Source organism: Rhodococcus sp. HNM0563, from assembly GCF_012726195.1.
In the GTDB taxonomy this organism is placed as follows: Bacteria; Actinomycetota; Actinomycetes; order Mycobacteriales; family Mycobacteriaceae; genus Rhodococcus.
Map to the genome: position 1 here is coordinate 342545 of NZ_JAASAF010000004.1, position 13520 is coordinate 356064.

General features: G+C 65.9%; 12 protein-coding genes. 6 read left to right on the forward strand and 6 right to left on the reverse strand.

Translation table 11 applies throughout. From position 1 onward, the window contains the following. Nucleotides 1-33: 33 nt before the first annotated feature. The 4 genes from HCA61_RS11385 to HCA61_RS11400 all read right to left on the reverse strand — a co-directional run bounded on the left by HCA61_RS11385 (nt 34) and on the right by HCA61_RS11400 (nt 3180). Nucleotides 34-234: a DUF3073 domain-containing protein gene (locus HCA61_RS11385; protein ID WP_169688290.1), complete on the reverse strand. Its 201-nt coding sequence runs from the start codon at nt 232-234 to the stop codon at nt 34-36. A 194-nt stretch (nt 235-428) separates the two neighbouring features. Continuing rightward, nucleotides 429-1385, reverse strand: a complete 957-nt coding sequence (locus HCA61_RS11390) for an asparaginase (protein WP_169688291.1) — start codon at nt 1383-1385, stop codon at nt 429-431. After that, the gene (locus HCA61_RS11395) at nt 1382-2053 is read right to left on the reverse strand and encodes an MOSC domain-containing protein (protein ID WP_169688292.1); all 672 of its coding nucleotides are present in this window, start codon (nt 2051-2053) and stop codon (nt 1382-1384) included. The genes HCA61_RS11390 and HCA61_RS11395 overlap by 4 nt, the downstream gene beginning before the upstream one ends. Beyond that, the gene (locus HCA61_RS11400; RefSeq protein WP_169688293.1) at nt 2050-3180 is read right to left on the reverse strand and encodes a folate-binding protein YgfZ; all 1131 of its coding nucleotides are present in this window, start codon (nt 3178-3180) and stop codon (nt 2050-2052) included. The genes HCA61_RS11395 and HCA61_RS11400 overlap by 4 nt, the downstream gene beginning before the upstream one ends. 55 nt (nt 3181-3235) lie before the next feature. Between HCA61_RS11400 and HCA61_RS11405 the strand changes: the two genes are divergently transcribed. From HCA61_RS11405 to HCA61_RS11430, 6 genes are all read left to right on the forward strand, one after another. Then, the gene (locus HCA61_RS11405; RefSeq protein ID WP_169688294.1) at nt 3236-4090 is read left to right on the forward strand and encodes an aminodeoxychorismate lyase; all 855 of its coding nucleotides are present in this window, start codon (nt 3236-3238) and stop codon (nt 4088-4090) included. Nucleotides 4091-4298: 208 nt separating this feature from the next. Continuing rightward, the gene (locus HCA61_RS11410) at nt 4299-5822 is read left to right on the forward strand and encodes a cytochrome ubiquinol oxidase subunit I (RefSeq protein ID WP_169688295.1); all 1524 of its coding nucleotides are present in this window, start codon (nt 4299-4301) and stop codon (nt 5820-5822) included. A 9-nt stretch (nt 5823-5831) separates the two neighbouring features. Beyond that, nucleotides 5832-6869: a cytochrome d ubiquinol oxidase subunit II gene (cydB, locus tag HCA61_RS11415; RefSeq protein WP_169688296.1), complete on the forward strand. Its 1038-nt coding sequence runs from the start codon at nt 5832-5834 to the stop codon at nt 6867-6869. Continuing rightward, entirely contained in the window at nt 6866-8575 is a 1710-nt protein-coding gene (gene cydD, locus HCA61_RS11420; RefSeq protein ID WP_169688297.1) for a thiol reductant ABC exporter subunit CydD, read from the forward strand. The genes cydB and cydD overlap by 4 nt, the downstream gene beginning before the upstream one ends. Further along, nucleotides 8572-10269 carry a thiol reductant ABC exporter subunit CydC gene (gene cydC, locus HCA61_RS11425; protein WP_169688298.1) on the forward strand — a complete coding sequence of 566 codons (1698 nt, stop codon included), beginning with the start codon at nt 8572-8574 and terminating at the stop codon, nt 10267-10269. Before cydD ends, cydC begins: the two co-directional genes overlap by 4 nt. A gap of 314 nt (nt 10270-10583) precedes the next feature. Then, nucleotides 10584-12323, forward strand: coding sequence for a BCCT family transporter (locus HCA61_RS11430; protein ID WP_206039909.1), 1740 nt, complete (start codon nt 10584-10586; stop codon nt 12321-12323). 23 nt (nt 12324-12346) lie between these two features. On the opposite strand, the gene HCA61_RS11435 is transcribed toward HCA61_RS11430, so the two are convergent. Together HCA61_RS11435 and HCA61_RS11440 are read right to left on the reverse strand one after the other, a co-directional pair. Next, a complete protein-coding gene (locus HCA61_RS11435; protein ID WP_169688299.1) occupies nt 12347-13000 on the reverse strand; it encodes an FABP family protein in 654 nt (217 codons plus the stop codon). 213 nt (nt 13001-13213) lie between these two features. After that, nucleotides 13214-13519 (reverse strand): DUF1416 domain-containing protein, encoded by a 306-nt coding sequence (locus HCA61_RS11440; protein ID WP_169688300.1) that lies wholly within the window; start codon nt 13517-13519, stop codon nt 13214-13216. Between the last annotated feature and the right edge of the window lies 1 nt (nt 13520).

The following is a 13520-nucleotide window of genomic DNA, read 5'->3' on the forward strand; positions in this document are numbered from 1 at the left end:
TCGGCTCCCCCTCCACTGATGGTTTACGTCTGGTCAGCGACGCCAGTCGTCGTCGTCGTCCCAACCGGAACCTTGGTCGGCGAAGACCTCGTCCCTGTGCGAGTTGGGTGCACCGCCCGACAGATCTCCGTCCGACAACTCTCGTTGAAGGCTCTCGAAGTCGGTGGATGGCGAGCTGTACTTCAGTTGCCTTGCAACCTTGGTCTGCTTTGCCTTAGCTCGGCCGCGGCCCATGGCCAACCCCCTCGCGCTTTGACGGGGCGGCCTGGGGAATTTGGCGGCCCCGGTGTGTTGAGTATTTTCCTGTGTCCCACTTTAGCTTGGAAAACTCAGTTCCGCTCCCACCCACCCGTTCAGGCAGGTGTCCGTTACATCTCATTGACACCCGACCTGCAGTAATGCGGTATTCAATTGTCCGAAGATGCGGCTCAGAACACCCCCGGTACGGCTCGGACGGTGCCGACACGCGCACCACCACCGAGTACGGGTTGCGAAGCCAGAGCTGCCAGCTTCTCGTCGACGGCTATCCCGAGCCGGGTGAGGACCGCGGCGGTGAGCGGGAGCCGGGCACGCTCATGACCATCGTCGATCTTGAAAGCGAACGCCGAGCCGTCCGGAAGGGCGCCCGCATGGATGCCGTCGGCTCCGGCCTTGCACATCAATCCCGGAACGGCCTGAATGAGCCGCAGGTCGTCCTTACCCGACCCCGAGATGAGGAACGGGTGCTCGCGGATCGCGTCGGCGACAGCGCGTTCGGGCGTGTCGGGATCGGCGGTCGCCAGCCGGGAGTACGCGCGGGCCAGATTGATCAACGGCACCGGGACGATGGGAAGTCCACATCCGTCGATTCCGAGGTCCGTCTCCTCGATGTCGCCGGTGAGATCGAGGATCGTCTCCACCACAGCTCGCTGCAGGGGGTGGGCGGAGTCGAGGTAGTTCGCGGTGGGCCAGTCGTTCGCCGCGCACGTCGCGAGCATCGCGGCGTGTTTGCCCGAACAGTTCATGTAGGTGGGACGAGGGACACGACCCGCCGCGAGGACCTCGGCGCGGGCGAGTTCGTTGCCGGGTAGGTCCGCGGGACACTGCAGTGCGTCCTCCCCGAAACCGGAGTGGGCGAGCAGTTCCTCGACGAGTTCGACATGGTCCGATTCGCCTTCGTGCGACGCGGTCGCGATGGCGAGTTCGGCGGTGTTGCGGGGTGCGAAGCCCAACCGCAGCATCGCGGTTGCCTGCAAGGGCTTGTTCGACGAGCGCGGATAGACGGGAGTGTGGACCTCCCCGAGTGACACGATCACCTCACCGCGGGGATCCAGGACCACGAGAGATCCCCGATGTACGCACTCCCGGAATCCGGAGCGCACCACTTCGACCAGTTCGACGCTCAATACATCACCCGTACCTCTCGCCCGGCGACACGTCGCCGGGCCTTGTCCGCGACACTCGGCGACAGATCTTGCTGCTGCTCGAGCATCACCGCGATCCGTTCCGGGTCGCGTCCGCTGAACAGGTCGCGCACGGTCACCCCGTGCCCCGGGACGTCCTCGACGACGATCCGGTCGCCGGTCGCGACCGGGCCTTCGACGAGGACCTTCAGGTAGACGCCCGTGTCGCCGCGGGCCGCGAACCGCTTGACCCACCCTGTTTCGCCGGACCACACTCCGAACGTGCCGCAGGGCGTACGGGGGCCCGTCACCTCGAGCAGGAGACCGGCGTCGCCGACCCGCCACCGCTCGCCGATGACCGCGTCGCTGGTCGCGATGCCGCTGGTCCGAAGGTTCTCTCCGAACCATCCGGCGGGAAGGTCACGGCCGAGGTCGGCTGCCCAGCGTCCGGCTTCGTTGTCGCCGTATGCGTAGACGGCTTTGAAGCGTCCCCCGTGGTTCTCGGTATCGCATTGGCGGTCACCGTCGAGGCCGAGACGTCCGACGTGGACGGGACCGTCCACGGGGCGCTTGTCGATCCCGGTGACGGGGACGCGGCGGGTGCCGCTGGCCCGGATCTCGTGCACCACACACACGGCGTCGACCCGACCGGAATTCGGTTCGGGACTCAACGGCCGCGCAATCGGTCGACCGCGAGGCGTCCGGCCTGGACCGTGTCGTCGGCAGGCACCGAATCCGGATCGATGGCGGCCGCACACGGACCGACGACGAGCGCGGTGTCCGTCGCGATGTTCCGTTTGACGAGGGCCAGCGCTATCGGACCCAGCTCGTAGTGATCGACGACGGTGCCGAGCCGTCCGACCGAGCGGCCTCCGGCGGTGATCGCCTCACCGGGCTCGGGACGTCCGTCGGCCGAGCCGTCGAGGTGCAGAAGTACCAGGTGGCGCGGCGGTTTACCGAGATTGTGGACGCGGGCCACGGTCTCTTGGCCGCGGTAGCAACCCTTGTCGAGGTGGACCGCGCCGGCCTCGGCAGGGCCTCCGATCCAGCGGGCCTCGTGCGGAATGGTGCGCTCGTCGGTGTCGAGACCCACCCGCGGGCGGGAGTCGGCGACACGTAGTGCCTCGAACGCCCAGATGCCCGCGGCGCGGGCGCCGGCGGCGGTGAGTGCGGTGAAGATCTCGCCGAGTCTCCCGCGCGGCACGAGCAGGTCGTAGGAGTGCTCGGTGGGCCACGGCATTCTCCGCACGAATCCGCCGCCGGGGAGCGCGACGGCCGCATAGGCCTCGGCGGGCATGGCATCGAGGCCCAGTGCGGCGAGGATCGGCGCACCGTCGGCATCGGGGCCGAGCAGGGAGAGCACCGCAAGTTCGTTACCGTCACGGGGCTCGGCCTTTGCCCAGAAGACCATCTTGGTGAGGAATCCGAGCAGATCGGGGCCGCGGTCGTGTTCGGTGTCGATCCAGGTGGTGCCATCGAGGTCGGTCTGCACGAAGTGGTGTTCGACGCGACCGTTCATATCGAGGCTGAGGTTCTCGGCGGAGGTGCCGTCGGGCAGGGACTGCACGTGTTGACTGGAAATCGTGTGCAGCCAGCTCAGGCGTTCGTCGCCGCGGATCGCGATCACGAAGCGGTTGGAGCGGTCGACGACGGCGACGGAGCCGACGGCGGCGCGCTGTTCGCCCAGCGGATCTCCGTAGTGCCACGGTAGGCCCTCGTCGGGACTTCCGGGCGGGGACGCGACGGCATCGGGGAAGGTGAGCAACGGGCTCTCGGACACGATCGGAAACTCGGCCACGACACCAGTCTATGGGGAAGCGCTCGGCAGGGGAGTAGTGGATAGGGTGGGCGGCATGGCTGATCGGGTGCTGGTGACACTGGATGGCGAGGTGAGGGATGCTGATGCGCCCCTGCTGCACGCCGACGATTTCGGGGTGCTGCGAGGGGACGGTGTCTTCGAGACGCTACTGGTGCGAGGCGGGCGAGCCCGCGCGGTCGAACTGCATCTTGCACGGCTCGCGTCGTCCGCATCCGTAGCCGATCTTCCTGCCCCCGAGCTCGATGACTGGCGCATGGCCATCGACATCGCCGTCGAGGAGTGGGGGGATGCACGAGAAGGTGTACTTCGTCTCGTCTACACCCGAGGCCGGGAGTTCGGCGACGGGCCCACGGCGTTCCTGCTGGTGACCCCGGTGGCCGAGCGTGTGGAGGCTGCGCGGCGAGACGGTGTCTCGGTGGTGTCGCTCGAGCGCGGGTACTCCGTGGACCTCGCGCAGAAGGCACCGTGGCAGCTTCTCGGCGCGAAGACGTTGTCGTATGCGACCAACATGGCTGCGCTGCGTCACGCGGAATCAGTGGGGGCCGACGACGTGATCTACACGAGCAGTGAGGGCCACGTTCTGGAAGGTCCGCGATCGACGGTGGTGATCGCGCGCGGCCGGACTCTGCTCACGCCACCGCCGGAACAGGGCATCCTGCCGGGCACCACCCAGCAGGCTCTGTTCGAGGCAGCTCGCGGGAATGATCTGACGGTGCGCTACGAGGCGCTGCGGCCGGCCGATCTCATCGTCGCCGACGGCGTCTGGCTGTTGTCGAGTGTGGCGCTCGCGGTGCGTGTGCACACGCTGGACGGTCACTCTCTCGCCACCGAGGCGCTCGAAGGCGAGATCGAGAAGCTGGTCGACAAGGCGATCGAGACCACGCGCTGACAGTCGCGTGAGCTCGGCCGCTGGTGTGGCCGAGGTGTGGTTGTGGACACGGATGGTGGGCGGCACCGAAATTTTCTACTACCGTTCGTAGTAACAAGCCGTTGTGCATGTGCGTCGGCGGTTTTGTGTGCAGAATCCGACGTGGGCCTCGCGCTCGGACTTATCCACGTACTGGGCTCCACCTGTACCGGCTCGACTCGGAGTGGCAATGGACGTGCTCGACCTGTCCCGATGGCAATTCGGGATCACGACGGTGTATCACTTCATTCTTGTTCCGTTGACCATCGGGCTCGCTCCGATGATCGCGATCATGCAGACGATGTGGGTGGTCACGAAGAAGGACCACTGGTATCGGCTCACCAAGTTCTTCGGGAAGATGTTCCTGATCAACTTCGCGCTCGGTGTGGCCACGGGCATCGTGCAGGAATTCCAGTTCGGCATGAACTGGAGCGAGTACTCGCGCTTCGTCGGCGACGTGTTCGGCGCGCCACTCGCGCTCGAAGGCCTCGTGGCCTTCTTCATGGAATCCACTTTCCTCGGACTGTGGATCTTCGGGTGGAGTCGCCTCCCGAAACTGGTACACCTCGCGACCATCTGGCTCGTCGCCATCGGCGTCAACGCCTCCGCGTTCTTCATCATCGCAGCCAACTCGTTCATGCAGCACCCGGTCGGCGCCGTGTACAACGCGGAGACCGGGCGCGCCGAGCTGACGAGCATCTGGGTACTGCTCACCAACAACACCGCGCTCGCGGCGTTCCCGCATGCGGTGGCCGGGGGCTTCCTCACGGCGTCGACGTTTGTCGCCGGTATCGGAGGCTGGTGGATGGTGCGGAACATGCGCCGTGCCGCGAAGCTTCGTGAATCCGAAGCGCCGGAGACGGATGTCCTCGAAGAAGCCGAGCGGCTCGAATCGGATGCGCGGACGATGTTTCGCCCCGCGACACGGCTGGGTCTGCTCATCATGATCATCTCGGGCGTCGGCCTGTTCGTGACGGGCGACGTCCAGGCGAAGCTCATGTTCGAGCAGCAGCCCATGAAGATGGCCTCGGCGGAATCCCTGTGCCATACCGAAACCGACCCGAACTTCTCGATTCTCACCATCGGCACCCACAACGACTGCGATGGCGTGATCCACGTTCTCGAAATGCCTTTCGTGCTGCCGTACCTCGCCGAGGGCGAGTTCTCCGGTGTGACACTGCAGGGCGTCGAAGACCTGCAGGCCCAATACGAGGAGCAGTTCGGTCCGGGCAACTACAAGCCCAACCTGTTCGTCACCTACTGGTCGTTCCGCGCGATGATCGGTCTCGCGGCGGGGTCTGCCGCTCTGGCGCTCGCCGGTCTGTGGGTCACCCGACGCGGACGGGTACCGGATCAGAAGTGGTTCGGATGGCTCAGCATCGCGGCGATTCCCACACCGTTCCTTGCGAACAGCGCCGGCTGGATCTTCACCGAAATGGGCCGTCAACCCTGGGTGGTCCACCCGAACCCGACCGGTGTCGACATGATCCGGCTCACGGTCGAACAGGGAGTCTCGGACCACGCGCCCGCGACCGTGATCACCTCGCTCGTCGCGTTCACTCTGGTCTACGCGGGCCTCGGTGTCGTGTGGTTCTGGCTCATCCGCAAGTATGCGATGGAAGGCCCGATGGAACACGACGCGCAGCCACCCGGCGAGCACGACGACGAGTCCGACGACAACGGACAGCCCAAACAGCTGTCCTTCGCGTACTAGGAGACGGCCATGGGGCTCCAAGAAGTCTGGTTCATCCTGATCGCCGTGCTGTTCACCGGGTACTTCGTCCTCGAGGGGTTCGATTTCGGTGTGGGCATGCACATTCCGGTACTCGGACGGGGCAGGGACGAGACCGCCGACACCCGTCGGCGCGTGTTGCTCAACACCATCGGACCCGTATGGGACGGCAACGAGGTGTGGCTGATCACCGCAGGCGGTGCGCTGTTCGCTGCATTCCCCGAGTGGTACGCCACCTTGTTCTCCGGTTTCTACCTACCGCTGCTGTTGATACTGCTCGCGCTCATCCTGCGCGTGTGCGCCATCGAATGGCGCGGCAAGATCGATGATCCGACGTGGCGTCGCCGCTGCGACCGGGGCATCATCTTCGGCTCATGGGTACCGGCGGTGCTGTGGGGTGTGGCATTCGCGAATATCATCCGCGGCGTCGCAATCGACGAGAACAAGCAGTACGTCGGCGGGTTCTTCGACCTGCTCAACCCCTACGCGCTGCTCGGTGGCGTCACCACCGCACTCGTGTTCGCTCTGCACGGGGCAGTGTTCATCGCACTCAAGACTGCCGGCGACGTGCACGAGGATGCGGTGAAACTCGCACGGCGGCTTGCACTCCCGGCTGTTCCGGTCGCGGGCGGGTTCGTGATGTGGACACAGCTCGCCTACGGCAAGGACTGGACGTGGATCCTGGTTGCCGTCGCGGCGCTGTCGATGCTGGTGGTCGTGGCACTCACTGTCGCCGAACGTGAGGGCTGGGCATTCGCGTTCACGACCATCGCGATCATCGCGACCGTCGTCTTGCTGTTCGCCTCGCTGTTCCCGAATGTCATGCCGTCCACCCTGGACCCCGCATGGTCGTTGACGATCGAGAATGCGTCCTCGAGCCCGTACACCCTGAAGGTCATGACCTGGGCTGCCGCGATCATGACCCCGGTCGTTCTGATCTATCAGGGCTGGACGTACTGGGTTTTCCGCCAACGTATCTCGACCGCCCAGATTCCCAAGTCCATCGGGCTGACAATCGGATCGAAATGACCGTCGAGTCCGCTGCGGTTTCCGCCGACGTGTCTGCACGCAGGCGGGGACCGATCGACCCGCGGCTGTGGCGCTACTCTGCCGCAGCGCGCGGGTACCTCGTCCTGACGGTCGTCACGTCGCTCGTCGATGTGGCGATGGTGATCGCGTCCGCGCTGATGATCGGTACGGTCCTCGCCGGAGTCATCACCACAGACGCGCGGTCGCTCGGAGACTGGAGCACCGAACTCGGGCTCCTCGCTGCGGTTGTCGTCGTCCGGGTCGCGGTGAGCTGGCTGCATTCACGCTACGCCCACCGGTCGGCGACCCGGGTGATCGCAGAACTCGAACACGAGGTCCTGGACGCCGCGTCCACTCTGCCGCCCCGCGAACTGGACCCGCGGCGCAACGAGATCGCGACCGTGCTCACCCGCGGCCTCGACGGCCTCGGCGAATACCTCACCGGTTACATCCCGGCGCTGCTCCTGGCCGTCACGCTCACCCCGCTCACGATCGTCGTCATCGCCACGCAAGACCTCACGTCCGCGCTCATCGTGGTGATCACCCTTCCCCTGATCCCGATCTTCATGATCCTCATCGGAGTCCTCACGAAAGGGAAAGCCGACCGCACCCTCTCGGCGATGACCACATTGTCCTCACAACTGCTCGACCTGGTCGCGGGACTGTCGACCCTGCGCGCACTGGGTCGTGAACGCGGACCGGAAGCTCGTGTGCGCCAACTCGGCGAGGATCACCGTCGCACCACGATGTCTGCGCTCCGGGTTGCGTTCCTCTCGGGCACAGTGCTCGAATTCCTCGCGACCCTCTCGGTCGCGCTCGTCGCGGTGGCAATCGGCCTGCGCCTCGTCACCGGCGATATGGCCCTCGAAGCCGGCATCATCGCACTGATCCTCGCGCCGGAGGCGTACCAGCCACTACGCACCGTCGGTAGCAAGTTTCACGCCGCCGAGGACGGGATGGCCGCTGCGGAGAGAGCATTCGCGATCCTCGACGGCGCGGGAACCGGTGCGCCTCGACCACCGGCAGGCCCGACGAAGCATCGGAATCCGAGCCGGGACAACGCACCGGAACTGGTGTTCGACGGGCTCAGTGTTGCGGGCCGTGACGGATACGCCCCGCACCGGCTCAGTGCGGTCTGCCGACCCGGTGAGATCACCGTCCTCACCGGACCCAACGGCAGCGGTAAGACCACCGCATTGCTCGCGCTCCTCGGCCTCGCCGAAGCGGCAGAAGGACTGGTCACCGTCGACGGCATCTCGGCAGAAGGCACCGATCAGTGGTGGAATCGGGTCGCGTGGCTGCCGCAACGACCGGTGCTGGTTCCAGGCACCCTCGCCGACAACCTGCAACTCACCGGGGCCGACCCCGCGACGCCCGAACTCGACGAGATCTGCGTCGCAACGGGGTTCGACGTTGTTCTGGCCGACCTTCCGGATCGATGGAACACCGTCGTCGGTGTCGACGGCACCGGTTTGTCGCTGGGCCAGCGGCAACGGCTGGCACTCACCCGCACCCTGGCGTCACCGCGAGATGTCCTGCTGCTCGACGAACCCACCGCACACCTCGACGACCTCACCGAAGTCACCGTGTTGAACACGCTTCGTGACCGCGCGGAAGCCGGACGTACCGTCGTGATCGTCGCGCACCGGCCGTCCCTGCTCGCGATCGCGGACCGGGTGGTCGCCGTGGAAGGTCGTGCCGCATGACCGAGCCGAAGGGCCGCAGCGACAGAAAGTACCTGCTGCGGCGCGCGATGGCGCTGCTCGAACTCGAACCTCGACGCGTGATGCTCGCCGTGGGCGCCGGGGTTGCGACCCTCGGCAGCGCGCTGCTGCTCGCCGGAGTCTCGGCGTGGCTCATCGTGCGGGCGTGGGAGATGCCTCCGGTCCTCGACCTGACTGTGGCGGTCGTCGCGGTGCGTGCGCTGGGTATCTCGCGCGGACTCTTCCGGTACTTCGAGCGCCTGGCCACCCACGACACCGCTCTTCGCGGCATGACATCGGCACGGTCGCGGCTGTACGAGCGCCTCGCCGAAGGTGACCCGGCTGCCTCCGCCGGGCTGCGACGCGGGGATCTGCTCGCCCGCACCGGTTCCGACGTCGACGCTCTCGGCGACGTCGTGGTGCGCGCTCTCGTGCCTATCGCCGTGGCGGTCGTGTTGTGCGTCGCCGCGGTGATCACGGTCGGGATCCTCGTACCGGCTGCGGGCGCGGTCCTCTCCGTCGCTCTGCTGATCGCCGGAGTCGTCGCACCGTGGCTCTCGGCGTCCGCCGCGGCCCGTGCGGAAGCCGACGGCGACGCCGCTCGGTCTCGCTTCGGTGAGGACGCCGTGACCGCACTCGACCACGCCGCGGAACTACGTGTCGCGGGGCGCTTGACCGCCGTGACCGACCGCGCGCGGGCCGCGAATCTCGAATCGGTGCGTGCCACCGATCGTTCGGCGGCTCCCGCCGCATTCGCGGACGCGGCAACACCACTCGCGGTCGGAGCGAGTGTGCTCGGCGCTCTATTGATCGGCATCACCGCATTCGGATCGGATGCTTCGACGATGAGCCCCACGACCCTCGGAGTCCTCGTGCTGCTGCCGCTGTCCGCGTTCGAAGCCACTGCGGTCCTTCCTGCTGCGGCGCAGACACTGACCCGAGCTCGACTTGCGGCCAGGCGCATCGTCGACATTCTCGACCGCGCAGATCGACCGGTGCCCCACGGAACTGCCTCCGCGGACGGACCCGGCATACTCCGCGCCGACGGACTGCGCTGCGGATGGCCGGGCGGTGCGGGCACCGAACCCGTCGATCTGGTGGCGGGCCCCGGTTCGCGGGTCGCGATCGTCGGGAGCAGCGGTAGTGGCAAGACCACCGCGCTGATGACACTGGCCGGACTCCTCGTGCCGACGGGTGGCTCGGTCACCCTCGACGGTGTGGATCTCGCAGAGATCGATCAGGCTGCGGTCCGCCGGCGGATCGCATTCTTCGCCGAGGACGCCCACATCTTCGACACGTCGATCCTCGAGAATCTGCGTGTCGCCCGGGGTACTGTCGACGAGTTCGAGGCGCGGGCCGCACTCGCGTCGGTAGGTCTGGGGGAGTGGGTCGACGCACTACCCGACGGCGTCCACACGGTGCTGACCTCAGGTGCCCGCGACATCTCGGGCGGACAGCGCCGCCGCTTGCTCCTGGCACGCGCGATTCTGTCGCCTGCGGACATACTGCTGCTCGACGAACCGGCCGAACACCTCGATTCGGAGGACGCCGCGCACCTGCAGCGCCGGCTCCTCGATGCCGGTTCGGGACTCGTCGATGCCGCTCGGACGATCGTCGTCGTCACACACAACCTGCCCCAGGGCACCGCCGCCGACCTGGTGGTACGCGTCGAGAAAAATGCGTTGCCGACGTTGTGATCCGCGCGTACTTTCTCAGGTACACGAGAAAGGAGGTGGTCTGGAAGTGATTGATATTCGGACGCGTGAGGTGACCATCCGCTAGCAGTGTGACGACGGAATTCACCCGCCGCGCATGGCAGGCGAATCCCAGGTGGTCACCCGACCCCCGAGCACCGGTCTGTCCGGACCGGACCCGACATTCACGGACATCGTTCTGTGATGTGTCGGGAGGCTCGGGGGTTGTTCGCGTTCCCGGGTGGATTCCGAAGTGATCATTCGCACGGTTCCGAAAACTCAGTGTGGGTGTGGAGGCGCCGGGGTACACATGGATGATGCCGATTCTGCAGCAGGCCCACGATGCTCTCCGGCTACGCACTTCGCCGGGCATCTTCTTTGCGTCGGCGGGTGTCGCGATCCTGTTCGTCGTGCTGACGATCGCGTTCACCGATGCCGTGGACAAAATATTCAGTACCGCATCGAACTGGATCATGACCAACCTCGGCTGGTTCTACATACTCGGGGTCACTACCTTCCTACTCTTCCTGGTGGGGATCGCGCTCACCCGCTATGGCAGGGTCCGGCTCGGCGGCGACGACGAACGACCGGAACATTCGAACATCGCCTGGTTTTCGATGCTCTTCGCAGCGGGTATCGGCACGATTCTGATGTTCTGGGGAGTTGCAGAACCGATCTCACACTTTGCGAACCCGCCGAGGCAGGACGTCGAACCGGGTTCGGTCGAGGCCGCTGAAGAGGCAATGGGCTTCGCCCTCTATCACTTCGGTCTGCACACCTGGACTATCTTTGCGCTCCCCGGCCTGTGCTTCGGGTACTTCATCTACAAGCGGCATCTGCCGCCGCGGGTCAGTTCGATCTTCGCGCCGCTCCTCGGCGGACGGATCTACGGGCCGATCGGGCACACCATCGACGTCGTGGCGATTCTCGGCACCGTGTTCGGCGTCGCGACCTCGGTGGGTCTGGGGACGCTGCAGATCAATGCCGGTCTTGCGCAGCTGTTCGACCTCGAGGAGTCCGGAGTCATCCAGATCGGGTTGATCGCGATCGTGACGGTGATGGCCGGCGTCTCGGTTGCTCTCGGCCTCGACAAGGGCATCAAGCGATTGTCGAACCTCAACATCGGCATGGCCGTGGGTCTTCTGATCTTCGTGCTGGTCACCGGCCCGAGCCTGTTCCTGCTGAAAGGCATGATCGAATCGGTAGGCATCTATGGGGAATCTCTACCTCGACTCGCCTTCTGGAACGACACTTTCGCGAACTCCGGATGGCAGAACACGTGGACCGTCTTCTACTGGGCATGGACGATCACCTGGTCGCCGTTCGTCGGTATCTTCATCGCCCGGATTTCCCGCGGCCGCACAGTCCGCGAGTTCGTCGGCGGTGTGCTCGGCCTGCCCGTGCTCTTCTCCGTGATCTGGTTCAGCATCTTCGGCATGGGGGCCTTCGACATCGAACTCAACGGTGAAGGTGGGCTGGTCGAGCGTGTGGTGGACGACGGTGACATCCCCGGTGCGCTCTTCGAATTCCTCGGGCATTTCCCGTTCACCGGGGTCGTCTCGTTCATCGCGGTCGTGCTCGTCGTGATCTTCTTCGTGACCTCGGTCGACTCCACAGCGATGGTGCTGGACATGATGGCGTCCGGCCACGAGGAGAAGGCTCCGATCCATCAGCGCCTGTTCTGGGCGGTGCTGATGGGAGTCGTTGCGGCGACGATGCTCGTCGCGACCGGTAAGGACGGGCTCGACGCGCTGCAACAGGTGATCACAGTGGTCGGATTGCCATTCTTCGTGATGGGCTGGGTGATGATGTACAGCCTTGTGCGCGGCATCCGCGAGGATCTCGGTGAACGCCCGGAACCGGTGACCAGGCAGTGGCCCGAAGTGCACTCGGCCGAGGCGCTTGCGGCGGCCGAGGGCCTACCTGCACCCGAGGTGGTTGTGGTCACGCACGCAATCCCGGAGGGCGAAGAACAGGAAGGTCCGGAGGCGGACGGCCAGGAGGCGGATGGTCAGGAGTCGGCCCGCGCCGAAGAGCGGCCGGCCGACTCGAAGTGACGAGTCCGGCCGAGCCGGGAGCATCAGCCGACGTAGCGCGACAACCGCGCTGACATGCGCGGGATCATCTCGCCGTCGCCGATGACGCGTTCTTCGACGTAGGCGAGGTCGCCCCCTTCGATGATGCCGTAGAGCCGCTTGGCTCCGCCCACGGTCTCACCGGATTTCGTGCGGATCACCACGTCGGTCGCAAGTTCCCAGGAGGACTGGGTCAGGGCCGCTCCGTAGTACAACTCGACGACACCGGAGCTGTGGGTGAGCAGCAGTTCGACGGTCTCGGGATCCTCGCTGCCTGCGGCGTCGGTGCCCGACACGCGCCAGAAGCCGCTTTCGCGGCGATCGGGTGCGCTGAACTCGCCGGCCTCGTCGAGGCGCCACGAGCGTGCTTCCCACACGAGGTAGTCGGATCCACTGTGCGAGACGACGATCTGTTGACCGAATCGGTAGTCGCCCGTCTCGGGATCGTGTCCTTCGCCTTCGCCGCGCCACACACCGACGAGCGGCAGCAATGCCAGCATCGCCGGGTCGAGGTCGGGGCCGAGCCTCAGGTTCGCGGTGTCCTCAGGGCCGGGAAGACCGGGCAGGGCCGGGATGTTGCGCTCGGCAGTGGCCTCGGCGCGTTTCTCGGCATCGACGATGGCGTCGTTACCGCTGCGGCGGGGTCCGTCGTCCGTCACTGGTCTTGGGTGACCAGGCGGTAGATGGTGTACAGCGTGAACCAGATGATGAGCAGCGCTGCGAGGACCAGGAGAACTTCGAAGAAAATGACCACGGGCACATATTAGCCCCTCGGTGTTCGTCGGTACGACTCGGCCGGGTGCGAACGCGAAGGGCCCCGCTCCTGATCGGAGCGAGGCCCTGATGCCCTGAATGTGATCCTGTCGGTCGGTCTACTTCGCGACGGTGACGTCGACGTTGTGGACGCCTGCGGAGGTCGGGCTCACTGTCGCGGTGCCGTTGCCCGTGCTGGAAAGCGCACGGATCTTCCACTCGCCGGGTGCCGCGAAGAAGCGGAAGTCGCCGGTAGCCGACGCGACCACTTCGGCGGTGAACTCATCGGTGCCGTCGAGCAGGCGCACGAAGGCGCCACCGACGGGCTGTCCGTCGGCTGCGAGAACGCGGCCGGTGATGACCGTTTCCTTCTCGGTATCGACGTTCGACGGAAGAGTCTGGGACTGGACGGGTGCTCCACACATG

What these genes read in the sequence shown, in the direction of transcription:
- cydC (WP_169688298.1), top strand. Translation starts at nt 8,572, where the DNA reads ATGACCGAGCCGAAGGGCCGCAGCGACAGAAAGTACCTGCTGCGGCGC.
- HCA61_RS11385 (WP_169688290.1), bottom strand. Translation starts at nt 234, where the DNA reads ATGGGCCGCGGCCGAGCTAAGGCAAAGCAGACCAAGGTTGCAAGGCAA.
- HCA61_RS11430 (WP_206039909.1), top strand. Translation starts at nt 10,584, where the DNA reads ATGCCGATTCTGCAGCAGGCCCACGATGCTCTCCGGCTACGCACTTCG.
- cydB (WP_169688296.1), top strand. Translation starts at nt 5,832, where the DNA reads ATGGGGCTCCAAGAAGTCTGGTTCATCCTGATCGCCGTGCTGTTCACC.
- HCA61_RS11405 (WP_169688294.1), top strand. Translation starts at nt 3,236, where the DNA reads ATGGCTGATCGGGTGCTGGTGACACTGGATGGCGAGGTGAGGGATGCT.
- HCA61_RS11440 (WP_169688300.1), bottom strand. Translation starts at nt 13,519, where the DNA reads ATGTGTGGAGCACCCGTCCAGTCCCAGACTCTTCCGTCGAACGTCGAT.
- HCA61_RS11410 (WP_169688295.1), top strand. Translation starts at nt 4,299, where the DNA reads ATGGACGTGCTCGACCTGTCCCGATGGCAATTCGGGATCACGACGGTG.
- cydD (WP_169688297.1), top strand. Translation starts at nt 6,866, where the DNA reads ATGACCGTCGAGTCCGCTGCGGTTTCCGCCGACGTGTCTGCACGCAGG.